Annotated in this window: 20 protein-coding genes; 13 read left to right on the top strand and 7 right to left on the bottom strand. The window is 43.1% G+C overall.

The features are described from left to right. Window positions 1–78: 78 nt before the first annotated feature. The 6 genes from IEW82_RS14895 (at window position 79) to IEW82_RS14920 (ending at window position 7938) form a co-directional block, all read left to right on the top strand. Window positions 79–1209 (top strand): CdaR family transcriptional regulator, encoded by a 1131-nt coding sequence (locus IEW82_RS14895; protein ID WP_188696063.1) that lies wholly within the window; start codon window positions 79–81, stop codon window positions 1207–1209. A gap of 418 nt (window positions 1210–1627) precedes the next feature. Next, on the top strand, window positions 1628–3028 hold the full coding sequence (gene glcD, locus IEW82_RS14900; protein WP_188696066.1) for a glycolate oxidase subunit GlcD: 1401 nt from the start codon (window positions 1628–1630) through the stop codon (window positions 3026–3028). Then, complete coding sequence (locus IEW82_RS14905; RefSeq protein WP_188696069.1) at window positions 3025–4467, top strand: (Fe-S)-binding protein; 1443 nt, start codon at window positions 3025–3027, stop codon at window positions 4465–4467. Before glcD ends, IEW82_RS14905 begins: the two co-directional genes overlap by 4 nt. Continuing rightward, window positions 4464–5426, top strand: a complete 963-nt coding sequence (locus tag IEW82_RS14910; protein WP_188696072.1) for an N-acetylglucosamine kinase — start codon at window positions 4464–4466, stop codon at window positions 5424–5426. Before IEW82_RS14905 ends, IEW82_RS14910 begins: the two co-directional genes overlap by 4 nt. A 235-nt stretch (window positions 5427–5661) precedes the next feature. Beyond that, window positions 5662–6708 (top strand): serine hydrolase domain-containing protein, encoded by a 1047-nt coding sequence (locus IEW82_RS14915; RefSeq protein WP_188696074.1) that lies wholly within the window; start codon window positions 5662–5664, stop codon window positions 6706–6708. Between the two features lie 207 nt (window positions 6709–6915). Then, on the top strand, window positions 6916–7938 hold the full coding sequence (locus IEW82_RS14920; RefSeq protein WP_229672646.1) for an asparaginase: 1023 nt from the start codon (window positions 6916–6918) through the stop codon (window positions 7936–7938). 1132 nt (window positions 7939–9070) lie between these two features. On the opposite strand, the gene IEW82_RS14925 is transcribed toward IEW82_RS14920, so the two are convergent. The 4 genes from IEW82_RS14925 to IEW82_RS14940 all read right to left on the bottom strand — a co-directional run bounded on the left by IEW82_RS14925 (window position 9071) and on the right by IEW82_RS14940 (window position 13401). Next, window positions 9071–9829, bottom strand: coding sequence for a LamB/YcsF family protein (locus IEW82_RS14925; RefSeq protein WP_188696076.1), 759 nt, complete (start codon window positions 9827–9829; stop codon window positions 9071–9073). An 11-nt stretch (window positions 9830–9840) separates the two neighbouring features. After that, complete coding sequence (locus IEW82_RS14930) at window positions 9841–10842, bottom strand: 5-oxoprolinase subunit C family protein (RefSeq protein WP_229672648.1); 1002 nt, start codon at window positions 10840–10842, stop codon at window positions 9841–9843. After that, entirely contained in the window at window positions 10839–11552 is a 714-nt protein-coding gene (gene pxpB / locus IEW82_RS14935; RefSeq protein ID WP_188696080.1) for a 5-oxoprolinase subunit PxpB, read from the bottom strand. Before pxpB ends, IEW82_RS14930 begins: the two co-directional genes overlap by 4 nt. Window positions 11553–12168: 616 nt before the next feature. Then, a complete protein-coding gene (locus tag IEW82_RS14940) occupies window positions 12169–13401 on the bottom strand; it encodes an aminopeptidase (RefSeq protein WP_188696083.1) in 1233 nt (410 codons plus the stop codon). 193 nt (window positions 13402–13594) lie between these two features. On the opposite strand from IEW82_RS14940, the gene manA reads away from it, so the two are divergent. Together manA and mutM are read left to right on the top strand one after the other, a co-directional pair. Beyond that, a complete protein-coding gene (manA, locus tag IEW82_RS14945) occupies window positions 13595–14545 on the top strand; it encodes a mannose-6-phosphate isomerase, class I (RefSeq protein WP_188696086.1) in 951 nt (316 codons plus the stop codon). 67 nt (window positions 14546–14612) lie between these two features. After that, the gene (mutM, locus tag IEW82_RS14950; RefSeq protein ID WP_188696089.1) at window positions 14613–15425 is read left to right on the top strand and encodes a bifunctional DNA-formamidopyrimidine glycosylase/DNA-(apurinic or apyrimidinic site) lyase; all 813 of its coding nucleotides are present in this window, start codon (window positions 14613–14615) and stop codon (window positions 15423–15425) included. 708 nt (window positions 15426–16133) lie between these two features. On the opposite strand, the gene IEW82_RS14955 is transcribed toward mutM, so the two are convergent. Genes IEW82_RS14955 through IEW82_RS14965 form a run of 3 tightly spaced genes read right to left on the bottom strand, consistent with a single transcriptional unit; the run spans window position 16134 to window position 19004 of the window. Continuing rightward, window positions 16134–16997, bottom strand: coding sequence for an ABC transporter ATP-binding protein (locus tag IEW82_RS14955; RefSeq protein ID WP_188696091.1), 864 nt, complete (start codon window positions 16995–16997; stop codon window positions 16134–16136). 5 nt (window positions 16998–17002) lie between these two features. Further along, on the bottom strand, window positions 17003–18061 hold the full coding sequence (locus IEW82_RS14960) for a FecCD family ABC transporter permease (protein ID WP_188696093.1): 1059 nt from the start codon (window positions 18059–18061) through the stop codon (window positions 17003–17005). Continuing rightward, entirely contained in the window at window positions 18051–19004 is a 954-nt protein-coding gene (locus IEW82_RS14965) for a FecCD family ABC transporter permease (protein ID WP_188696148.1), read from the bottom strand. The genes IEW82_RS14960 and IEW82_RS14965 overlap by 11 nt, the downstream gene beginning before the upstream one ends. 350 nt (window positions 19005–19354) lie before the next feature. On the opposite strand from IEW82_RS14965, the gene IEW82_RS14970 reads away from it, so the two are divergent. The 5 genes from IEW82_RS14970 (at window position 19355) to IEW82_RS14990 (ending at window position 24955) form a co-directional block, all read left to right on the top strand. Continuing rightward, the gene (locus IEW82_RS14970; protein ID WP_188696097.1) at window positions 19355–20332 is read left to right on the top strand and encodes an ABC transporter substrate-binding protein; all 978 of its coding nucleotides are present in this window, start codon (window positions 19355–19357) and stop codon (window positions 20330–20332) included. 421 nt (window positions 20333–20753) lie between these two features. Further along, complete coding sequence (locus IEW82_RS14975) at window positions 20754–21305, top strand: acyl-CoA thioesterase (RefSeq protein ID WP_188696100.1); 552 nt, start codon at window positions 20754–20756, stop codon at window positions 21303–21305. A 744-nt stretch (window positions 21306–22049) separates the two neighbouring features. Further along, on the top strand, window positions 22050–22847 hold the full coding sequence (locus IEW82_RS14980) for a flagellar motor protein (protein WP_188696103.1): 798 nt from the start codon (window positions 22050–22052) through the stop codon (window positions 22845–22847). A 14-nt stretch (window positions 22848–22861) separates the two neighbouring features. Next, window positions 22862–23611: a flagellar motor protein MotB gene (locus tag IEW82_RS14985; protein ID WP_188696108.1), complete on the top strand. Its 750-nt coding sequence runs from the start codon at window positions 22862–22864 to the stop codon at window positions 23609–23611. Between the two features lie 390 nt (window positions 23612–24001). Next, a complete protein-coding gene (locus IEW82_RS14990; protein WP_188696111.1) occupies window positions 24002–24955 on the top strand; it encodes a C40 family peptidase in 954 nt (317 codons plus the stop codon). The last annotated feature ends 827 nt before the right edge of the window (window positions 24956–25782 follow it).

Below are 25782 nucleotides of genomic sequence, written 5' to 3' on the forward strand. Positions count from 1 at the left end.
AATATTCCAGCGTTCTCATTCATATCTGTGATAAAATAATATAAAACAGTCATTTAAAGTGAGATGGAAGGGTTTAAAGTGAAGCTTAATGCTGATCTGGCAAGCAAAATTGTAAAGGAAGCACGCTCTTCGATTAATGAGCATTTTATTATCGTTGATACAGAGTGTAAGATTATTGCCTCTAGCGAATCAGAACGGATTGGTGAGTTTCATGAGGGGGCACTACAAGCAATCCAAGAGAATCGCATTGTTAACATTTATCCAGAGGACCGTCATAAACTACAGGGGGTTAAGCCGGGCATTAATACACCGATTAAATATCAAGATGAGATTATTGGTGTCATTGGCATCACTGGAGATCCTCTCCATGTCAGACCGTATGCTGATATTATTCGTCGCTTGACGGAATTGTTCATTAGAGAGGCCATTCAAGCTGAGCAATTGGCATCAAGAAATCGAGGGTTAGAAGCGTTTATCTATGAATGGATTCATCGCAAGACAGTGGATGAGGCGTTTAAGCAACGCGGCGATATTCTTGGCATACCTCTTAGTGGCGCTTATGGACTTGTACTTTGTCGCCTGCATTCGCGTGAGGAAAATGGAAAGTCCTTGTCTGTTGATGAAGCACGCGTCGATGAGTATATTCAGGCCTGCTTTCATCAAGCCTTTAATATAAAAGAAGATGTCATGATTCACTGGGGGAAAGAAGGCTATTTACTGCTCATCAACGAGCAGAATTTTAAAAGACATACCATCGGTGAGCTGTTCCATAACTGGTGTTCTGAAGTAAAAGGAATGGGGGCGCGCTTAGCGATTGGCGTAGCCCAACATACCTACGAAGAAATCGTCAGTGAAGGATTTAGAGAGGCAGAAAAAGCCTTAAATGCTTGCACCGTTGAACGTCCGGTGATGTTTTATGAACAGCTGCGTTTGGAGATCCTTTTGCAGGACATCCCTGATGAAACATGCCAAGCCTTTTTTAATGTGACATTGAAACGCTTAGAGAATTCTCCTGAACTGATCCAAACGATAGAAGCCTATTTTGCGCAAAATATGTCCATTGCCAGTGCGGCTGAGGCTTTGCATTTACATGTCAACACTCTGCATTATCGATTAAATAAAATTGCTGAAATGACTGAGCTGGATGTTAAGACGACGGAAGGGATCGTCCTTGCCTACTTAGCACTGCGTTTGCGACAAGAAAGTTGATAATATCTTTATTGAAATATACAAAAAATATATAAAAACATGATATTTAATTGTATAAATCACCATAGTCAAACCTGGCTATGGTTTTTTACACTATAAAAAAGGCCATATATTCACAAAGTATTTTAACAACACTCGGGCGCGCCAGCTTAGATGTCACAAAAGTGGAGACAAATTAATAAAAGCATGAAGGACGAGAGCCGTCTAAATAAGGCCTGTCACAAACAACAACTGTAGAACACATCAGAGGGGCAGGTTTTCGAACGCAAGGTGTGAGGCTAACACATGATGAGGTCATTTTAGGGAAAGCCCTGTTTGAGTGAACAAAGGCCTAACCAACGAAATAAAAAAGCCTCTGCGTGTTAAGGCAAACATTAGAGCTTCTCTCTGAAATTTAAACTGAACGGAGGAAAATCAAATGAGTGTAAGCGCTGTAAAAGAACGCTTGATAGCCGCATTGGGTTCTGACTATGTCCATGATTCCCATGAAATGCGGTTGGTCTATTCTTATGATGCGACCCCTGGTATGCAAGCGATGCCTGATCTTGTCGTTATGCCGGGATCAACGGAGGAGGTGCAGGCGATTGTTCGTATTTGTAATGAAACAAAGACGCCAATTGTGGCTAGAGGGTCTGGAACGAATTTATCAGGTGGGACCTGCCCAGTAGAAGCAGGTGTGGTTTTAACCTTTCAACGCATGAATCAAATTGTTGAATTGGATGAAGAGAACTTGACCTTGACGGTACAACCGGGAGTCATTACCCAGGAAATCATTGAATATGTTGAAGCAAAAGAATTGTTCTATCCTCCAGATCCCAGCTCCATGAAGATTTCCACGATTGGTGGCAATATCTCTGAGAATTCTGGAGGACTGAGAGGCTTGAAATACGGTGTCACACGTGATTATGTGCTTGGACTAACCGCCGTCTTAGCGAATGGTGAAGTGATAAAAACAGGTGGAAAACTGGCAAAGGATGTTGCAGGCTACGATCTCACACGATTATTGGTCGGATCAGAGGGGACGCTGGGGATCATTACAGAAGCTATCTTAAAGCTGATTCCGCTGCCAGAAACCAAGCAAACGGTGCTGGCAATCTATGAAGATATTGATAAGGCGGCTCAGTCTGTCTCAGCCATTATCGCGAATAAAATCATCCCAACCACAATGGAATTCTTAGACCAAGCGACGATTAAAGTGGTCGAGGATTACGCACATGTGGGTTTGCCAACAGATGCGGGCGCAGTATTACTTATCGAACAGGATGGGGCTCCTGAAGTCGTTGCACGTGATATGGAAGCTATAACAAAGCTATGTACGGAAATGGGAGCGACTTCGGTTAAAAGAGCGGGCTCAGAAGAGGAGGCCAATGCCTTACGTTCGGCACGCCGCGCCGCTTTGTCTGCCTGTGCCCGCCTGAAGCCGACAACGATTTTAGAGGATGCCACTGTCCCACGCTCAAAGATAGCGGAAATGGTACGCGCCATTAACGAGATTACCGCTAAATATCAGCTTGATATTTGTACGTTCGGTCATGCTGGAGACGGGAATCTTCACCCCACCTTCTTAACAGATGCAAGAAATAAAGCGGAAATGCACCGTGTCGAGCAGGCCTTTGAAGAAATCTTTGCAAAAGCTATTGAGCTGGGAGGAACCATCACGGGTGAGCATGGTGTCGGGGCGATGAAGGCACCGTACCTTGAGTGGAAGATTGGGGAATCTGGGATACAGGTCATGCGTGCGATCAAAACAGCGCTCGATCCTAATAATATCTTAAATCCGGGAAAACTCTTTTTTGAGAAAAAGGAAGTGGTCTCATGACACGTGAAGCGGTAAAAGAAAAGGAAAGAACAGCCATCCAAAAGGCATTTCAAGAATCATTGGATGAGGATGAATTGATGAATTGTATGCGATGTGGCTTTTGCTTGCCCGCTTGCCCAACATACCTTGAGACGAAAAGCGAAGCCGCCTCACCAAGAGGACGGATCGCCTTGATGAAGGCCGTATATGATGGGAAAATGCTACCCGATGATGATGTCCAAGCGCAGCTTGATTTATGCTTAGGCTGTAGGGCTTGTGAACCCGTTTGCCCTTCAGGCGTTAAATATGGGCACTTGCTTGAACAGGCCAGAGGCGCCGTGACTCGAAATAAGAAACAATCACTTAAAGAAAAAGCTGTGCGCCGTCTGGCTTTTAAGGACCTCTTTCCAAATAAAAAGCGAATGCGACAGGTCAGTGGATTAATCAGGTTATATCAAAAAAGCGGGCTACAAAAGCTTGCAGAAGGCACAGGGGCGATTAAGCTGCTTCCTGAAGGCATGAGAAACATGCAGCATATCTTGCCTCCTGTTGTTTCAGCCCGGTTAATGAAGCATCGTCCAGAGCAATTAAAGCATGTAGTGCCACACTATCAAGTGAGTGTTTCAAAGGGCCAAAGGCAATATGATCTTCAAGCGGCGACAGTGGAACAAGAGCACATGGCATCAACTCAGGCTTCATCCCCGGTTAAGCGTGTTGCCTTTTTTGCAGGATGTTTAATGGATACGATGTTTTTAACGACCAATGATGCAACCATGAAGCTCTTACAAATGGCTGGTTGTGATGTCGTCAACCCACAAACCCAAGCCTGCTGTGGGGCATTACATGGGCACTCAGGCGAATTGGCAGGCGCGCGGGATTTAGCTAAACGCAATATTCAAGCCTTTGAGGACTTACAGGTGGATGCCATTGTCACTAATGCTGGCGGCTGTGGTGCCTTTCTGGTGGACTACGATCATTTGCTTAAGGATGAACCTGAATGGGCGGAGCGTGCTAAAGCATTTGTAGAAAAAATCAAGGATATTTCTGTGGTTTTACTTGAGAGTGGCTTTTTGGATAAAGTCCAGTTAAGTCTGCCTTCGCAAAAAGTGACCTTCCAAGATTCCTGCCATTTGCGAAATGTGATGAAAACAAGTGAGGCACCGAGAACACTCTTGAAGGCCATCGAAGGTGTAGAGTATCATGAATTAAAAGAAGCAGGTGTATGCTGTGGTTCTGCGGGTATTTATAATCTCCTCCAAGAAGAGATGGCGAATCAATTGATTGATCGAAAAATGCGGCATGTTCAGGCGATCCAACCACAGACCATTGTGACAGCAAACCCAGGTTGTTTGCTGCAGATGAAATTGGGAATCACTCGCGCTGGATTGGAAGACCAGATGCAAGCGGTGCATCTTGCTGATTTCTTACTGGAGGCAGCAGAGGCAGGGAGAGGTTCATGATGACAAAAAGTTACGTGGCTATAGATGGTGGTGGGACGAAAACGGATATCGTCTGGTTTAATGAATCAGGCCAAATGTTACAACGAGTACTGGGACCAAGTACAAATCCAAATAATTTGAGTGAAGAAGAACTGGCTGAACGTTTTCAGAGCCTATTTTTAAAGTTATTTAGAGAGCAAAGCCCCACTTCCATTAAGCATATTTTTGCTGGAATGGCTGGGGCAGACCATCCTCTTCTTAATGGACGTATTCAAAACGTTCTTGAAAAGGTGATCGGTGATCGGGCTGAGCATATCCAAGTAGAGAATGATGCGGTGAATGCTTTGTGGAGTGGGACAGACGGAAAGGCTGGCATAGTGATCATTGCTGGCACGGGCTCAATTCTATATGGACGTTCTCCTGATGGACAGAGTTTTCGAATAGGGGGATGGGGACATCTCGTCAGTGATGAGGGCAGCGGTTATTTTATTGGCAGGGAAGCCATCCATTACGCACTTGAAGCCTATGATGGATTACAAGAAAAGGGTTTACTCTATGACGCCATCTTGAAGCATTTTAATAGTGAAAACATGTCTGATGTCATTCCCATTATCTATGACCACCCCCAATCTACCCTGGCAGCCTTGGTTCCGATTGTTGAACGGGCAGCTGTGAATGGAGATGTGGTTGCGCATCAGATCATTGAAAAGGCGGCGCATTGCTTGATCACGCTTATCCATTCAGGGTTAGATCGCTTTGAAAATCGGGTTCCTGTGGTTCTAGCGGGGGGTGTATGGAATGTCAAGCTTATTATGCAAACCGTTACCGAAGCGATTGCAGCAACATTTATTCGTCCAGAAGTGCCACCCATTTATGGGTCAATAATTGGCGCTTTGGGACAACAAGCGACAAATACTCAGCTAGACCAGATCAAAAGGTGTTTGGTAATGGAGTCTGTGACAGAAGGATTCAACTTGTAGAACATAGTATTTTTAAATCTTTTTTCTCAGATACCCTTTCATGATGAAAAGTGCTTATTCTATTTAGTCAACAGAGTCGGATACTCCAGTGCTACCTATTTACTTAGAGGTTTACAGCTTAATCGCTTAGATATTGAGATGGCACTGCATCCAGCCATGATGATACGACAACTGATCACCCATATTGTTTTTGAATGGGAATGAGATAAAGTTTAATTAAAATAGGGGGATGAAGATGAAGCCTACACCAGACGATTTGGAGCAACGTCTTGATGCCTTTCTCAACACGATGGTGGAAGAAAAGCAGCTTCCAGGGGCCGTCTATGCCATTATAGGTAAGGATGGGGTGATCGCAGAAAATGCTGTCGGTCTTGCCCATCTTGAAAAGCGACTACCAATGACGCTCAATACAGTATTTGATCTTGCCTCATTGACGAAAATATGTGTCACACTTCCTAGCTTACTCCTCCTTGTGCAAAAAGGAGACATCGATTTTGATGATCCTATCAAGAGATTTTTTCCAAATGCAGGATCGGAGGTAACAATCCGTCATCTTTTGACGCATACCACTGGTTTTACTCCTACTGTTCCCTTTTATCAATACGGATGGTCAAATGAAGAGATTTTACAATGTATTCTCTCAGATCCTGCAGCTCCAGATCAAAAAGTGGTGTATAGTGACTTGAATTTTATATTGCTTGGCTTTTTAATTGAACGCATCACAGGTGAAAGTCTTGACGCATTTGCCGTACAGCATATTTTCAAACCTTTGGGAATGCACTCTACTTCTTTTAATCCAACAGTAGATTTGAAGCATGTTGCCCCTACGGAATGGCTGTCAGAGAAACAAGACTATCAATGGGGCGAGGTCCATGATGAAAATGCACTTCACATGAAAGGGGTGAGTGGGCATGCTGGCTTATTTTCAAGCCTCGCTGATTTAAAGCGTTTTGCTCATATGCTGCTTCATCAAGGGCAAGCGCAACATAGCCAGTTCCTATCGCCAGCGCTTTTAAAGACGAGTCAGCGTAATTATACCAAACATCTAAATTTAAATCGGGGGTTGGGCTGGCAGTTAGTGGATGACTGCCAGTCGCCAGCAGGCTATCTGTTTTCTGAGGGTAGCTATGGTCACACAGGATTTACCGGAACCTCATTATGGATAGACCCGCAACGGGAATTAGCACTTATTCTATTAAGCAATCGTGTTCATATCGGTCGAGAGATTAACATGAACCGCATACGCCGAGTCTTCCATAATATTGCATTGTCTGTATTATGATAATTTTGATCTAAGCTTTTGCAGGCAAGGGTTTCAGAAGATAGTGCGAGAGGCCTGCGAAAAAACGAGCGGTCAAGACCCTGCTGGGCACTATAAAGATTACTGTAACTTAAAAGGTTAGCGAACATTTTGCCTTTTCTTTGATAGAGTTGTACTATATAGGAGGAATCAATATATAGAGTAACTCAGCGAAGAGAGGTGGTTCTTATGAAAATGAACCCAGTCAAGGTATACCGTGGGGACTATCTTGAAAGTACCCATGACTTTCATGCAGCAATTGTAAATGATAAAGGACAATTAGTATATAGCTATGGAAATCCTGAACGAAATACATTTGCACGTTCATCCATGAAGCCCTTTCAGGCCATCCCATTAGTAGAAACAGGGGCGGCGACACATTTTAACTATGAACCAAAGGAATTGGCGATCAGTAGTGCCTCACATAGTGGAGAAGACTTCCATCGTGAGACCGTTCAAGGTATCCTAAATAAAATCGGCTTGGACGTCAACGACCTGCAGTGTGGCATGCACCCACCAAAAAATGAAGAGGATTACAAAGCGCTCATTCGCTCAGGTGGCGAACTCACACCGCTTTATAGCAATTGCTCAGGGAAACACTCTGGAATGCTCGCCACTGCAGTTTATATGGATGAAGATTATAAAACCTATCGAGAAGTAAGCCACCCTGTTCAACAACGCATTTTAAAAGCCATATCCGAAATTTGCGACACGCCTGTTGAAGACATTCAATTGAGTGTGGATGGTTGCGGTGTCCCGGTTCACCGTTTACCTCTAAGCAAAACTGCCTTTGGTTATGCGCAACTTGCCACAGGGCATTTTCATGGTCAACCTGAGCGAGATAAAACCTTGCAGGACATTCGTAATGCGATGATGACACGTCCAGAAATGATTGCCGGGACGGATCGTTTTGATACGGACTTTATGAAGATGTTCTCTGGTAAAGTGGTCTCCAAAGGGGGAGCTGAAGGCGTACAGTGCTTCGGCTTAGTTGAGCAAGGGCTCGGCGTCGCGATTAAATGCGAAGATGGTAATCCGCGTGCACTTAGCGCCATCTCCCTTAAAATTTTAGAAGATCTTGGCTTAGTTCCCGAGGCGTTAAAATCCAGTGACCTTTACCAAAAATATCGCGTGCCAGGTGTTTTCAATATGCGCAAGGATAAAATTGGTTATATCACTGTTGCCTTTGATTTAAAAAAAGAAACCATTTAACTTAAAAAAATCATGGCCTTGAGCAATCGAAGCCGCTCAAGTCTATGAAGTTGAAATAATGAAGAAGTGGAGACTTAGTGCTCCACTTTTTTGTACTATCAGAATGTATAATTTCGCTAACGCTCTCAAAGGAAGAGAGTATAAGGCGGGCTTTGACTTTCGCCTTCTAAGGCTTGCAGGCACCCTAAGTGTGTGATTGGCAAAAATCACATCAGGAGTACCAGCGAAGGGGTGCAAGCCAAGTTTTCTAAAAAGAAAAGAAAGCTGAAAATCTAAGCATAACCGAGTAAATTAAAGAAAAACCTTACTTTAATGAGGGAGTATAAAATTCCTGATCATGAGGACGGTGCGGCTTTCCGCTCCAGGCCGCTCGCTTTCCGCGGGGAGTGGTAAGCCTCCTCGCGCCTTGCGCTCCCATCCACTTGACCAGGCAATGAAGCCTCTTTCATATTGGTGATGCTCTATACTAAGGACAAGGACCGGGCATGCTTTTCGCCCGGTTTTTCTTATATTATAAGATATAGATAATTTGATGAGTTAATGCAGTTTTGTTATAGTTCATAGAAAAGATAAAACAATTTAAAATATCTGTCATCTATAATGATAAGGCTAAATAACGGACAATGTTTACGGGGGTGTTTTTGTGAAGAAAGAATTATTTAAAGTGATATCGGTGACCGTTGTAGGTGTCATTCTTATCTTGTTGATTCCATTTCTTTTCTCTTGTTTATAAAAATTCCCAATGCGAAGAAAACGGGCAGACCGTCCCTAGTTCTGACATCTCTTGTCTCGAAAACAGCCGTGGTGTGTCACAGTCCGTTAATCTTATCAGCTAATTGATTGACCTCTCGTGTCGCGTCCCTGATTCCATTGTGAGCCCGCGAGATCCACGTAAAGAAAAGCTACCCCTTATTACGTGAGGCCATTGCGGTTTCACCTTTCGCTTGTCACGCCCCAAAATTGGAGTCCGAAGGCAAGAAACGCGTTTCAGACTCAAAAAGTAAACGTAAGACAGAGCCGCTATTGAAATGGGACAGGGATATTTTTTAAACATCGGAATTTATAACTTCGCACGTCTTTAAGGATGATAGTATAAGACCAGCGCCGACTTTTGCCACTAAAGGCTTGGCGATCAGCCAAGGTTTCTAATTCGAATCCCGGCTGAGGTTAATTCGGTACGGAGCTGTTTGGCTAGCGCTAAAGCATGGGCATTATCGCCATGCACACAAACGGTATCTGCTTCGATGGGGATATAGTGGCCGTCTGCAGAGCGAACCTGTTGGTCTGTCATCATCATTTTTACTTGCTGTATCGATGCAGTGATGTCCGTAATCACTGCATTTTTCTGTTTCCTAGGAGTGAGTGTGCCATCTGGTTGGTAGGTTCGATCGGCAAAGACTTCAGCTGCCACACGAAGAGTGTACTTTTTACCGGCTTTAAGGAGCGCGCTTTGATATGGTGCAAATAAGATAAGCTTTGAATCAAAGTCATGAATCGCCTTAGCAATGGCATCAGCTCGTTCCGCGTCTTTTTCGGCAATATTGTATAGAGCCCCATGGGGTTTAACATGCTGGAGGGTTCCGCCTTCAGCGTGGACAAAGGCCTGTAAGGCACCGATTTGATAAAGCGTGATCTCGTAGATTTCGCTAGGCTTGAGATCCATCATTCTTCTACCAAAACCATTTAAATCTGGAAAGCTTGGATGCGCACCAATACCAATGCCTTTTTCGATGGCGAGCTTAACCGTTTCATGCATAACATGGGGATCGCCGGCATGATAGCCACAAGCAATATTAGCGGAAGTAATCACATCTAAAATCGCTTCATCGTTGCCGATGGTATACGCTCCAAAGCTCTCGCCAAGATCACAATTTAAATCAATAGATAACATGAGGTTGCCTCCTATTCCTTCACAAGTTTCATATGTATCATTCTCTTAATCTGCTTGATTTGTTTTTCTTGCTCGGCTAATGCTTGATAAGCCTCTTCCAAAGAAGCAGCTTTGAAGTAAATGGCATCTCCAGGTTTTGTCTGTCCAATTAAGGGGAGATCAGCTTGAATAACATGCCCAATTCTCGGATAGCCCCCACTCGTTTGACGATCAGCCAATAAAATAATTGGCTGACCATCGCTTGGAATTTGAATAGTTCCTGTTGTTACGGGTTCAGTCAGTAAATTAAGTGCTGTTTTATAATATAATGGTGCCCCCTTTAGGCGATAGCCCATACGGTTAGATGCCGAGGTGATCTGATATGCCTCGTTATAAAAATGGGCGATAGAGGAGTCGGTAAACATAGAGTGTTCTTTCCCCGGTAGGACACGGAGAGTAGGGTGAGGGGAATAGGCTAATCTACCGCTGTAGCTGATTGACCATTTGGCGGAATGAAAGCTGCCATGATTTTGCATACATTGCTCTCTATAGGTTGAAAAGAAAGAATGGGGCTCTCCAATGGGAAGTTCATCCTTTTCACGTAAAGAACGTCCGTTAAAACCGCCAAAGCTTGACCGCAGATCTGTACTTTTACTCCCCATGATGCTCGGGACATCAATCCCGCCATGAACAGCAAGATAGGCACGGCAGCCACGTTTTGCAGAGCCTAGTCTTAGAATGCTGCCTTTTTTTATGTAAAGTGGCGACCAAGTTTTAATAGATTTTTCATCAATTCTTGCGTCAAGGTCCCCTCCGCAGATGGCGATCAGCGCATCCTCTGTAAAAGAAAGCGTCGGTCCTAATAATGTCATTTCTAATCCAGCTGTGTTCTCTGGATTGCCGACCAACAAATTGGCAAGTCTAAGTGCAATGTGATCGAGTGCCCCCCCAACGGTGATCCCTTTATCTTGATACCCCCAACGCCCCAAGTCTTGAACTGTTGTATTAAGACCAGCATCAATAATGTTGATCATGCCTTATTCTCCTCCCATTGTGCAAATTCTGATGCAGAAATCGGATAGAAACGGATACGGTCTCCCATACTTAGCCGAATAGGTGTTTTGGATTCAGGTTGAAAGAGCTTCAGTGGGGTCCGACCAATGATTTGCCAGCCACCAGGTGATTCGGTTGGATAGACCCCTGTTTGTTGACCGGCAATTCCTACTGAACCGGCAGGAACGCTTGTTCGTGGTGTATCACGACGTGGCGTCGCAATATCCGTATGCATGCCCCCTAAGTAAGGGAAGCCAGGAGAAAACCCAATCATATAGACGTGGTACAGAGGAGACGAATGAGTTGAAATAACAGCCTCTTCACTGAAGTCATTTATTGTCGCAACATGACCTAGATCAGGGCCAAACTCTCCTCCATAACATACGGGAATCGTAATGATTGGATGAGGCTGCTGAGCGTTTTCCATTGAAGATACCTGTGAAAGCTGCTCCTCAATATAGGTTTTAACAAAAGCATAGGGGGTGTTATGGTGATGAAGCAATTGTAAAGCATCAAAATGAACGGCTAAAGTGGCATAGGCTGGAACCAGATCTATGATCCAAGGGGCACGCTGCTGCTTAAGAAACGTATAGACCTGATAGACAAGGTCATTTGTCTCTTTATTTATGTCAGATCCAAAGGAAATTACTAACGCCTGCTCCCCTAAAGGAAAGAATTGATAGTATGTCATCGCGTACGAATCCCCCTTTTTTAAGGCATCTTTTAAATTTTGAAAGCTTTTTATATGATCAATTTTTTATTATTTTATCACACCTATCACAACTGTTCGAATTCAAAGTCTATATCAGAGCGTTACGCTTTGAAATGCTTCTAAAATGATGAGGCTGTGGCTAAGCTGTTTCAAATTACGAAGGGGAAATTCTAAATGAACAAGTGCTGGAGCAAGAGAACAAAGGAGGATGGATTTTAACGAAAGTCTTGCTCAAAATAACGAATAAAATTCGCGACCAACACATGGAGGATAAATCCGAGGGGGAAGTTTTTCCATCAGGGTGTGAGTGTAACAAAAGAGAGAGGCAAGAAAACAAAAGCCAGTTACAAAGGAACAAAAGGTGCGCCTCTGTTAACAAAAGCCACGGCAAAAATAACAAATAAAAGATAAAGTAAACCATTTTGTGTAAGTTTTTGAGAAGGCTTCGCAATACAAAAGAAGTAGGGGACTCTCGGAATGGTTGAAGTACCATAAATGAGAGAGACCCTACTTATGAGCCTAAGATAGACGGCCGACTATCTCCATAGCAATTTAAAAAAATGGAATTTGGTATGAAGTCAATGAATAAGGCTACTTATTCCACCCAGTTGCCTTTTCGGAAGATAGGAAGAACGTCACCGGAATGGGTTTCGACGTCGATGGCTAAGTCCGCCGAGCCAATCATGAAGTCGACATGGGTAAGGCTATCGTTGGCGCCATGTCGGGCAAGCGCTTCCTTGGTCATGCTTGAACCGCCTTTAATATTAAATGGGTAAGCAGCACCGATGGCAAGGTGGCAGGAGGCATTTTCGTCAAATAAGGTATTGTAGAAAATGATGCCAGTATCGGAAATCGGTGAATGGTGAGGAACAAGGGCGACCTCTCCGAGAAAATGTGAGCCTTCATCGGTTTCGATGAGGTGCTTTAGTGTATCCTCTCCAGCTTCTGCCTTGTAATCAACAATTCGCCCTTCTTTAAAGGTAAGAGTGAAGTTTTCAATTAATGTGCCACCATAATTAAGCGGCTTTGTGCTCGTCACATAACCATTGACACCGGTTTTTTTCGGCATACAGAAAACTTCTTCTGTCGGCAGATTTGGAACAAAATAAGTGCCTTGACTATTTTGATTGCCCCCACCCATCCAGTTGTGATTGTCGGCAAGTTCAATGGTTAAATCTGTGCCAGGTGCTTGGTAGTGAAGGGACTTAATGCCTAGGTGATTTAAAAAGCTTACTTTCTCCTCTAACGTTTGCACATGCTGCTTCCAGTTGGCTACGGCATCTCCTTGTGTTACCCGAGTGGCTTGGAAGATTTTTGCCCAAAGGGCATCGACAGCTTCTGGGCCATTGAGGTCAGGAAAGACTTTTTGTGCCCACTCGGGAGTTGGAACAGAAACCACTGTCCAGCTCACCTTCGATGATAAGGTATAGGCTCTAAACGTTTGCATTGCTTCTCCAGCCGTTTTATTAGCCGTTGAGATTTTTCCGGGATCAACGCCCTTAAGTAGGTCAGGATTACTTGCTGAAATACTCATAAAAGCAGCACCTTGTTCAGCAAGCTCTTCAAATCCTTTAGCTGTCCACGTAGGAAATTCTTTAAAGGCTTCATCGGGTGCCATATCGTATTTAATGCGTGTGAGCTGTTCGTCAGACCAGTCAACGATGACATTTTTTGCCCCCACTTCATAAGCCTTTTTAGCAGCCTGCCTGACAAAGTCTTGAGCAACAATCGGTGTTCGAATCACAAGGGTTTGTCCTTTTTGAACATTCACCCCAATTTTGACAGCGAGTTCTGCATAGGTTTCAAGTAATTGATCAAAATTTTTCATCCCGTATCCTCCTCTATATTGCCTCATTATTTTATCATATTTTTCCTACTTCTTGGATTTTTTGCGCGTATCATACAATCGCGTCAGTTCACTGCGGATTTTTACATGGAGTTGTGATAAAATGCAAACGTTAGGGTATCCGAGATGATAAGAGAGAATGTATAGAGAGATTAAGTTAAAAGGAGACAGCCATATGTATAAGGAACCGTTGTTCTTAGAACCTGAGCTTAAAGAGAGAATTTGGGGCGGGGAGCGTCTCGCAACTGAATTTGGTTATACTATTCCTTCAAAGACAACTGGGGAATGCTGGGGGATTTCGGCGCATCCGAATGGACCTTCGATTGTGAAGAACGGCGTGTTGGCTGGAAAATCCCTGATTGACGTATGGGATCAGCATCGAGAGCTCTTTGGAAATGAGCCTTCTGAACAATTTCCACTTTTAACGAAAATTTTAGATGCGAAAACAGATCTATCGGTACAAGTCCACCCAGATGATCAGTATGCACGGGAAGTTGAACATGTGCCATATGGTAAAACGGAATGCTGGTATGTCATTGATTGTGAAGACGGAGCCGAAATTGTCTATGGTCATAATGCTAAATCCCCAGAGGAATTCCGTTCGCTAGTTGATAGTGGCCAGTGGGACAAGCTTCTGAGAAGGGTGAAGGTCAAGCCAGGAGATTTCTTTTATGTCCCCAGTGGCACGATCCATGCGATCGGCGGTGGGATTTTGATTTTGGAAAGTCAACAAAGCTCCGATATTACCTATAGGGTTTATGACTATGATCGGACAGATGCAGAAGGAAACAAGCGAGAACTTCATATTGAACCGTCAATACAAGTCGCACAGTATCCTCATCAATCCCCAGAACTTACCTATAAAATTGAGCAAGCGAGTGAGGGAAAGGTGACCGAACTCGTCAAAGCAGACTACTTTACTGTAGAGCGCTGGGAGGTTCGTGGTTGGTTGGAAAGAAAACAGGAGCAGCCCTTTTTGTTGGTGAGCGTGATCAATGGAGAAGGTGTTATTACGACAGATGGCAAGGATAATGCCCTTCGTAAAGGGGATCATTTTATCATCCCGGCGACCGTGGAAACCATCACACTCTCTGGACAATGTGACTGCATTGTCTCTCATCCATAAAAGGCGTATGACATTCTCATTTTTAAGGAAAGTTAGAGATAACCCTTAAAGGTGAGGATGTTTTTTTATGCCAGAGCTCCCAGAAATGGAGAATTATAAACAACAGCTGTCTTCAAGGCTCATTGGTCAAACCATAACAGCAGTACAGATTGAACGCTCCAAATCCATCAATACCCCTAGCGCCGATTTTTGCCAGCAGGTAGAAAGGCAAACCATTATAAATATCGAGAGAAGGGCAAAGTACTTACTCTTTAATTTAGCATCCGAAAAAGTCCTGCTCCTTCATTTAATGCTCGGAGGCAAGCTGTTTTTTGGTAGTGAGGCAGATAGCCCTAAACGTACGAAGCAGGTGGTGCTATCCTTTGGGGAGGAACAGCTCTATTTTATTGGCTTACGGCTCGGCTTTTTACATATACTTTCTCCTACAGAAGTGGAAGGAAAGCTTGCAGGGATAGGGCCAGAACCTTTATCTCCTCAATTTACATATGAGGCTTTACAAAAACAGTTAGAGCAAAAACAAGGAGCCATTAAGAATGCTTTAATTGACCAAGCCTTTATTGCTGGAATTGGCAATCGCTACTCCGATGAGATCTGTTTTACTGCTGAAATACACCCAATGAAGAAAATAAAGACACTTGGTGATGCAGACATTGTCAAGCTGTTTCAGGCTATTAGGCAGGTGCTTACAGAAGCCACTCATTATGGTGGATACATGGACATGCCCCTCTATAAAGGGGATACAAAAACAGGGAGCTACTTGCCTTATTTCAAAGTCCATGGTAAAGCAGATCATCCTTGTCCACGCTGCGGAGCAAAGATTATTATGGAAAAAATCGCTTCAAAAAAAGTGTACTATTGCCCGAATTGTCAGCAAGGATGACAAATTGAAAAGCGAGTCACAAAATAATGAAGAAAATCCGAAGCTTCTGAAAGGGAACAAAAATGTGGTGTGAGTTCCGAATCGAGGCATGAGTGTAACAAAAGAGAGAGACAAGAGAATCAAAGCTGGCCGCAAGTAAACAAAAGGCACGTCTCTTTTAACAAAAGCCACAACCAAATTAACGAATAAAGCTTGAAGTTTCCGAATAGGAAACGAATTCGGGGGTCAAGCTTCCGAATATTGATGCGAGCGTAACAAAAGGTAGGGGCAAGAGAACAAAAGCCAGCTCCAAAGGAACAAAAGGCCGGCCCATTTTAACAAAAGCCAGCCGCAAAATCACAAATCAAGCCGGCAGTTTCCGAAAAGAGAGCAAATCCATAAGGCAGGCTTCCAAATCGAGGCATGAGTGTAACAAAGGACTGTCTCTTTTAACAAAATCCTAATCCAAAATAACAAATTCTCTTCTCAAATTAACAAAAGCAAAGGTTATTTTAACAAAAAGGCATTCTCACCATAACGATATCGAAAGGCCGCTGCCACAAGCGGCTGTCTTATTAACCTTTAATTCAAAAGGATCGAGCAGCTGTTTCACCCGGTCCTTTTGATTTTCCGTAGGCTGGCTATAGTTCTCTTCTTTTAGTGGACTTTTAAAATATTTACGCTCGGTATGCCTGTTATCTCTTTAGTTTTCTTTCAGCTTTTTTAGGGTCAGATGGATGGTGTCGCTTCTGTTTGTAAGACATGAACGTCATCTGTTTTCGTGCTTTCTTGTTGCTTTTGTTTAAGCAGATTGCGTCCGCGTCCATGGGGGATGCACATTGGTGTACCGAAGAGAGGGTCCATGACAATTTCGGCATCCATTTGAAACACATCCTTCATTAATTGAGTTGTGATAATGTTTTCTGGTGCGCCTTGTGCATAGATTTTTTTATTGTTCACGGCAACGATGTGGTCCGCATAGCGACAAGCTAAATTAATATCGTGTAAAACCATCGCAATGGTTCGCTTCTCTGTTCTGTTCAAAGCAAATAACAGATCAAGAATATCCACCTGGTGGGCGAGATCAAGATAGGTTGTGGGTTCATCGAGCAGGAGAATATCTGTATTTTGAGCAAGCACCATGGCGATCCATGCTCGCTGCCGCTGCCCACCAGAAAGTGAATCAACAGGACGATCCGAGAGCTCTTCTAAATTGGTGACCTTTAACGCATGGCGGACGATGTTTTCGTCCTCGACAGACCATTGACTCAGCCAGCTTTGATAAGGATAACGGCCTTGACGCACAAGCTGCAAAATCGTTAATCCTTCAGGAGCAACAGGCCCCTGAGGAAGGAGGGCAAGGTCGCGTGCGACCTTCTTCGTTGCTGTTTTAGCAATGTCTCTACCATTAAGGACAACCGATCCAGAGGACGGTTTGATTAAACGGGCGAAGGTTGATAGCAACGTTGACTTCCCACAACCGTTTTTGCCGATAAAGACGGTGACTTTGCCCTTAGGAATCTGTAAATTCAATGCTTCTAATATCGGATCATCCCCGTAACCCACTGTAATGGCTTGCGCTTCCAAATTCATCCTTATTACCCCCATTTTCTTGTTTTATATAATAAGTAGATAAAATACGGTGCACCGATCGCCGCTGTAAACACGCCAGCGGGAATCTCAAGCGGTGTAAATACCGTGCGCCCAATAAGATCAGAAACCATGACAATGATGCCACCGATTAATGCAGATACAGGTATTAAACTACCAAAATTGGAGCCGACGAGCCGTCGGGCCATATGTGGCGCCATGAGGCCGATAAAGCTAATCGCGCCAGCATAAGCCACAGCGCCTCCTGCTAATGCTGTACTCAAAATGAGTAACAGAATGCGGTCGCCCTTTAGATTATTGCCTATGCCGACAGCCACCTTTTCGCCAAAGGCCTGAGCATTTAGACGGCGAGCTAAACCTTGAGCCAGGCCGATAAAGAGTATAGACCAAATCAATAAGAAAGCCACAGAGCTCCAAGAGGCGCCGTTTACTGACCCCGTCATCCAAATGGAGGCTTGAGAAGCCAAATAAGTGGGACCTAAGATCAGCAGCAAATCAGTAAAGGCTTTCGCTCCAGCGGATAGACCAATCCCAATCAACACAAGTTTTATAGCGGAAAGGCCCCGTTTTGAAAGGAAAAAGACGAGACCGCCCATTAGCAAAGCGCCAATAAAGGAAGCAACTGGGAGCCACTGAATACTAACGTTCATAGAGGTATCCCCGCTTGCACTGAAAAAGGTAAGGAACATAACAGTCGTAAGTGAGGCGCCGTTTGTCACACCGATAATATCAGGTGAGGCTAAGGGATTACGCACAAGACCTTGTAAGATGGCCCCTGATACAGCCAACCCCATTCCAGCCAATGCAGCTAATAGAATTCGCGGAAAGCGAAAGGAATGAACGACCAAATTGTTCATGGCTGTGGACTGTTTAAAAATCGCTTTAACGACTTCTATAGGTGAAATAAATAAATCACCTAAACCAAGACTTAAAATGATGGTGATGATAAAAAGTATGCTTAACACTATGAGTGTCAGCAGTGCTCTTTGGTCGACAAGAAAGGAGGCTCTGTTCCAACGTAAGGCTCGATATTTTTTATGCGTCATGGCTAAACACCCCGCGTCTCGCTATAAAGATAAAGAAGGGGGTGCCAACAATCGCCGTCATAATACCAACAGGCACCTCGCCAGAATGTAAGATAAAGCGGGCTGAAATATCAGCGACAAGTAATAAAATGGCCCCCAGCCCTGCACAATAGGGAATAAGCCAACGAAAGTCTTGCCCGACTAGCCATTTGGCAATATGAGGGATGATGATTCCAATAAAACCAATAGGTCCAGCAACAGCGACGGAACCGCCTGCCAATAAAATAATAATGAGACCAGCGATCCCTTTTACTAGCGCAGTATTTTGCCCTACCCCTTTTGCCACTTGATCCCCTAAAGCTAATGTATTCATTTTAGCGCTGATTAAGAGGGCGATGATCCAGCCACATGCAAAGTAAGGAAGAACATGGGTCAATGTATGCAAATCACGTCCTTGTACGGAGCCGACTAGCCAATACAGGACACTTTCAAGTGTGGGTTCGCTCATCGTTAAAACGCCTTGAGTGAGTGAGGCAAAGAGAGCAGCAATGGCGGCGCCCGCTAATGTCAATTTGACTGGTGTCAAGCCATCGGGACCAAGAGAACTGAGAAAATAAACGATAACACCTGAAAGAGCAGCGCCGCCAAAGGCTAACCAGGTCATTGTGTTGATGGCATCAACATGAAAGAAGGCCACGGCAACAACAATCAAAAAGCTGGCACCAGCATTTACCCCGAGTATATTTGGTGAGGCCAAAGGATTGCGTGTTAATCCTTGCATCAGGATTCCGGAAATCGCTAAGCTCGCTCCAACGGCTGTTGCAATCAACATGCGCGGAACTCTTGAATCGAGGACGACCACTTGATCATTCGTTCCAGAATAATGAAAGAAGGCGGAGTAAACGGTATGTAAATGGATATCAGTATACCCAAGTATGAGGCTACCCATGGCACAAAGCAGCATTAAGAGAATGATAATGATAAGACCACAGGTTTTTATGACATTCGTTCTAAAAACACCGACCAAAGTCTGTCATCCTTTCAAACGCTATAGAAACACTATGAAACTATATATATACAATGGAGGAAATTTACGAATTTCTAAGAAATAGATTAGAGTGCCAATCCATACTTATGAAGGGACTCTAAAGCGCTAACTCTTTTTGATTTGACCTCATTTTATTTTAAATGCGATCTTGTGTCAATGAAATTGATAATTATTCTCAATTTGTCATTGACAAGTTTTTTGTTAGAGGGTATTCTAATTTAAGAGTAAATGATAATCATTTTCAATTGAGGGGGATTAATCATCAAATGAAAACGAAATACATATTCTTTATTGCGCTTTTTGCAGTCATTTTAGGTTTGACAGGCTGTGGGAGTTCATCTGACAAAGATGCCGATGCTTCCGCGAAAGCAACAGCTTCAGACAAATCCTATACTGTTAAGCATGCAATGGGGACGACAACGGTTAAAGGGACACCGAAGAGAATTGTTGTGTTAACGAACGAAGGCACAGAAGCCCTACTTGCAATGGGGGTTAAGCCTGTTGGCGCGGTTCAATCTTGGTTAGGCAATCCTTGGTATGATCATATTAAAGATAAAATGGATGGCGTGAAGGTGGTTGGAACAGAAAGCTCCGTTAACCTGGAAGCTATTGCTAAGCTGCATCCCGATCTTATTATTGGTAATAAAATGAGGCAAGAGAAGCAATACGACAAACTAAAGGCCATCGCTCCTACTATATTTTCAGATGAACTCCGTGGGGACTGGCAGGAAAACTTTAAGCTCTATGCCAAGGCTATTAATAAAGAAGATAAAGGGCAAGACGTATTAAAGCAATTTAATGATAAAGTGAAAAGCATACACGACAAGCTTGCGGATCAAAATAAATTGAACGCCAAGATCTCTCTTGTGCGCTTTATGGCAGGTCAAGCGAGAATTTATCATAAGGATACCTTTGCGGGGGTTATTCTTAAAGAAATCGGCTTGCAACGTCCAGCGTCACAGGATAAAAATGATTTTGCAGCCCTTAATGCCACAGAAGAAATGATTCCACAAATGGATGGGGATTACATCTTCTACTTTACCTATGCACCAAGCGGTGATAATGGTCAGGCGCAAAAAGAAGAAAATAACTTTACTAATAATAAATTGTGGAAAAATCTTAAAGGTGTTAAAGATGGGCATGTCTATAAAGTAAGTGACGCTATTTGGAATACAGCTGGCGGTGTAATAGCAGCTAACCAAATGTTAGACGAGCTTGAAAAAGATATGCTTTCGAGTAACTAACTTGACTAAATAAAAAAACGAGACTGCTTCAAAAGCATAAAGCTTTTGCGAGCAGTCTTTTTGAGTTTTGCCAGAGGGAGGGGTGTGTCCACAGGCACTGAGGAAAGTACCTGGTCAAAAGGTCATTTTTTGTTGATATTACTTCTAACAGTCTTGCCGCTCATCCTTATTTTTAATCTCACTGCTAGCTTCATCTGCCCTTCGGTATGGAATTTTTTGTAACCCTCTTATTCTTTCACTTTTAAGACTTTTTCTCTCTGTTTTTATTATATTTTTTAGAGGATTAAAAATGTAAATGCTACCATTGAATGGTTGGTCCGAAATACAAAAAAATGTTGATTTGAAGGGGTTTTCATAAGCATTCCACTGATTCAAACACCAAAATTTGTGTTAAAATAAAGCCGTAAAAATAAAGATAAGGATGGTCAGTTTTATGGAGAAGAAATATTGTAAGGATTCACGTGTTGTCAAAACAAGTCGTGTCTTCCCTAGCCATACCAATAATCTAGATTCGTTGTTCGGTGGATTACTGATGAGTTATATAGATGATGTCGCTTCAATCACTGCAGAACGCCATTCACGCAGGGATTGTGTAACGGCATCCACAGACCACGTCGACTTTCTCAGTCCGATCACACCAGGAGATTCTGTTTGCTTAGAGTCCTTCGTTGTTTCAACAGGACGTACGTCTATGGAAGTCTTCGTCAAAGTCGTAGCGGAAAACCTGAAGACAGGTGATCGCCGTATCGCTGCAACTTCCTTTTTAACATTTGTTGCCCTAGACGAAAATCGCCATCCTGTTGAAGTGCCTGGCGTCATCCCTGAAAGTGAAGAAGAGAAAAAACTATTCGAAATGGCAGAGCTTCGCGCTGAAGACCGCAAGCGTCATCGCCAAGCAAGTAAAGAACTGGCCAAAGCGTTAACAACCCAAAAGCATTGGGAGCCTTATTTGAATGCCCAAATCCAAATTTAATAGCCTGTCATCAGCAGATGTCCTATTGACCAATGGGCATCTTTTTTTATGTGTAGGCGAGGCCTGGCGGCTATTCAAATGGTAAAGTCCACTGGTTGTACACATCAAACAATGATTAGAGAAGTACACAGGAATCATCATGAGGTGAGTGCTGAAGGAAGCGTGTATTAAACTCTTAGCTTGGACAAACAGAAATCTGATACCGAGGCGCGATAGAGGGATAAGACTCCATAACAAATAAAAGTCTCAAAGATGTGAGAATCCAGGAGGACAAGCTTCCGAATCTCGGTGCGAGCGTAACAAAAGGCAGAGGCAATTTAACAAAAGCCAGCTTCAAAGTAACAAAAGGGCTGCCTCTGTTAACAAAAGTCTCGGGCAAACTGACAAATAAAACGCGAATTTTCCGAATGGAGAACAAATCTCCGGGCAAAGCTTCCGAATCCGGATGCGAGCGCAACAAAAGCCTGAGGCAATTTAACAAAAGCCGGCTTCAAAGAAACAAAAGGGCTGCCTCTGTTAACAAAAGTCTCGCTCAAACTAACAAAAGAAGGCCGGATTTTCCAAGCAAGGAACTAACCATCTTTCAATTTTGATTCTGGGATTTAAGCCAAAATACCATGCAATATTTTCCAATTTATGGTGACAAAAGACACAATTTTTTCCTTAAATTATTTTTACTAAATATCTTGTAGATTCCTGTCGATACACTTTGTATAGGATTTGTTTGGAAGGTGGAAGTAGCCTATGGATTTTACAACAGTGCTCGGTATTTTAATCGGCATTATTTCATTAATTTTAGGGTTTGTACTTGAGGGTGGGACAATAGGATCACTCATTCAATTCACAGCAGCGATCATTGTTTTCGGTGGGACTATCGGAGCTGTGGTTTTAAGTACCCCTTTTAATAAGCTCAAAAAAGTTCCATTTATTTTGAAGTATGCTTTTTTAAAGAAGAAAGTTGATCCTAATGACACGATTGAGCAGCTGATCACTTTGTCAAATACTTCTCGCCGTGAGGGCTTACTTGCTCTTGAAGGGGTTATTCAGGAAGAGGATAGTGAATTTCTTAAAGAAGGCATTCAGATGATTATCGATGGTGCTGAGGCTGATATGATACAGGATATTTTCAGCCGAAAAGTAGAGAAATATGAAGAAAAGATCTTGTCAATCGGAAAGATTTTTGAAGCAGCTGGTGGCTTCGCACCAACGATGGGGATTATCGGAACGGTCATGGGGCTTGTTCATATTCTTGGACAGCTGGATAGTCCGGAAACACTCGGACCTTCTATAGCTGTTGCGTTTATCGCGACCTTGTATGGTGTATCAAGTGCCAATGTCCTTTACTTGCCGATCTATAATAAGATAAAAGCTAACCTTGAAGAGGAAGTACTGTTAATGGAATTACAGGCAGAAGGTCTCCTTTCTATTCAATACGGGGAAAATTCAACAATATTGCGAAGTAAGCTCATCGCTTTCTTGGACGATAATGATGTGAAGAAAATGGAGAGTAACCGTGAAATGCCTGAAGGTGAGAATGAGTAAGGACGTGATGAATAATGCGTAGAAGGCGTAAAAAGGATGAACAACACGACCAAGAACGTTGGTTAATCACATATTCTGACCTCATCACCCTTTTACTCGTTTTTTTTATTGTTTTGTATTCAATGAGTGAGGTTAAAAATGATAAGTTTAATGCTTTGGTTCAATCTTTAAAGACCTCGTTTTATGGAGATTCTATCGTTAACCAGTCCGATAATCCTCCGACAACTCAGGCAGATATTCCGAAGGTTCCTGTCGCTAACAAGGATGACAAGCATGATCAAGACGATGAAAAGCAGCTTGATGCCCTTTATAAAAAGGTGAAAACCTATATTGATAAAAATCATTTAGAAGGCGAAATTGAGTTACGGAATTTACAACGTGGCGTACAGATCACCTTAAAAGAACAAATTCTCTTTGGGCTAGGGAAAGCAGATATCAAAGAAAAGGCCGATCCAATTCTAGATTCTATGGGTGGCATTTTAAATTCGGTGTCTAATCCTATTGTTGTTGAAGGACATACTGATAATAATCCCATCAAATATTCAACAGAATTCAAGTCAAACTGGGAACTTGCCGCTAAACGTGCCGAGAATGTGATGCTCTACCTTGTGAATCATGATAATATCAAGGAAAGTCGCATGCGCTACACCAGTTACGGTGAGTATCACCCAGAAGTGAAAAATGATACGCCAACTCACCAAGCTATGAATCGGCGCGTGAATATCGTTATATTAAGAGACAATGATTCATCCACTTCCAATTAACGGAGGTGGATTTTTTTATACTTTTCTCTGACTCTTTCTAAGGAGATCGCAAAGGTTCTGCTTCGAACCTTCGCCACCTGAGACTTGCGGTACAGCCTTAATATGTGATTCGAAAATCACAACAGGAGTGCCGGAACAGAAGTGACTAATACAAACTAAGGTTTTCTAATAGGAGATGGCAGCTATGATTCTACGTTTAGAAGAAAAGCCCTTGAATTTTGGAAAACCTACCCTTTGTGTCCATCCTCATCCACTGTAGGGAATATATTAACCTACTAAATGATTCAGGGTAATCCCTGCGCAATCTCTCTTTAATATTCTCGTAATAATTGTCCAATAAGATGAGGACATCAACACTATCCTATGAAAAATAAGGAGAGAATCAACTGCATGAAATTCCCTACCAAAAAACTTTTCCTTTCTACTGTTGTTGCAGCTTCCATTGCTGTATTTCCACAATTAGGTGAGCACTCCAATGCCCACGCCGCGACGATGAACACTCATCAAGTCTTAAACTATGGAGAAACAAATAGTTCTGTCAAAGCTTTACAAGAAAAATTAAAGGACCTTAATTATTATCATGATGCACTGGATGGAATTTATGGTAACAATACAAAAAAAGCTGTTAAAAGCTATCAAAGTGATCATGGCTTAGCGGCAGATGGAATTGCTGGACCCAACACGTTAGGAAAATTATTTAGCACCGCTTCAGTTTCCACAAAAAAGGTAACAAAAACAGTAACCACTGATCTAGAAAAAGGGGATCATGGACAAGCTGTGAAAGACCTCCAATCAAGATTAAATGCTCTTGGTTATAAAACGGGCGGTGTTGACGGGATCTTTGGAAACAACACCTTAAAGGCTGTTAAAGCTTTCCAAACAGATCAAGGCTTGCACGCAGATGGTGTCGTTGGTCCTAACACTCGTGCAGCATTAGCCAACCCAAAAGCAGTATCGGCTGAGCACACCGCAAGTAAGACAACGGCAAGTCAAGTGAATGACATCATAGCTGATGCCAAAGCACTCATCGGCACGCCTTACGTCTGGGGTGGGACGACACCTAGTGGATTTGATTGCAGTGGATTCACTTCTTACGTTTTTGCTAAAAACGGTATGACATTACCAAGAACGGCAGCAGCGCAGTGGAGTGCCGGACAAAGTGTCTCAGCTCCAGCAAAAGGTGATCTCGTCTTCTTTGCAACAACAGGATCTGGGGTATCACATGTCGGCATCTATATTGGTAACGGTCAGTTCATTAATGCCAGCACGTCAAAAGGAGTTGTCATTAGTGACATGGACAATTCCTACTGGAAGCCCCGTTATTTAGGCGCCAAATCATTTTAATGAATCATTAAGAGAGACCATCGGTTAATCGCCGATGGTTTTTTAATGCAATCAGAATTTATAATTTCGCTAACGCTCTTTAAGTTAAGGAGCAAAGTCACAAAAGGCATGTGGTGTGTCCATTTTACCCCAAAAGCCGACTTCAAAGAAACTAACAAATAAAACGCGAAGTTTCCGAATGGAGAACAAATCGGAGGGACAAGTTTCCGAATCTCGGTGCGAGCGTAACAAGAGCCTGAGGCAATTTAACAAAAGCCGGCTTCAAAGTAACAAAAGGGCTGCCCCTGTTAACAAAAGTCTCGGGCAAACTAACAAATAAAACGCGAAGTTTCCGAAAAGAGAACAAATCGGAGGGACAAGTTTCCGAATCTCGGTGCGAACGCAACAAAAGCCCTGAGCAAGAGAACAAAAGCCGACTTCAAAGAAACAAAAAGCCTGCCCCTGTTAACAAAAGCCTCGGCCAAATTAACAAATAGAGCTCGAAGTTTCCGAAAAGAGAACAAATCGGAGGGACAAGTTTCTGAATCCGGATGCGAGCGCAACAAAAGCCCTGAGCAAGAGAACAAAAGCCGGCTTCAAAGTAACAAAAAGCCTGCCCCTGTTAACAAAAGACCCATTCAAAATAACAAAAGTCAGGGCCATTTTAACAAAAGCCCCAACTCAAAATAACAAATCGTTCATTACATTGGAAAATAAAAATAATGAGAGAGGAGTGCAGTCTCTGAAGTGCCCCCTGTCAAGTAGACAGTGAAAATAATAAAACGAGTTTTAAGCGGCTTTAGTTCTATATTCCATAGGGCTAAGGCCGTTTAATCGTTTTTGATATC

Source organism: Pullulanibacillus camelliae (assembly GCF_014642655.1).
Taxonomy (GTDB): Bacteria; Bacillota; Bacilli; order Bacillales; family Sporolactobacillaceae; genus Pullulanibacillus; species Pullulanibacillus camelliae.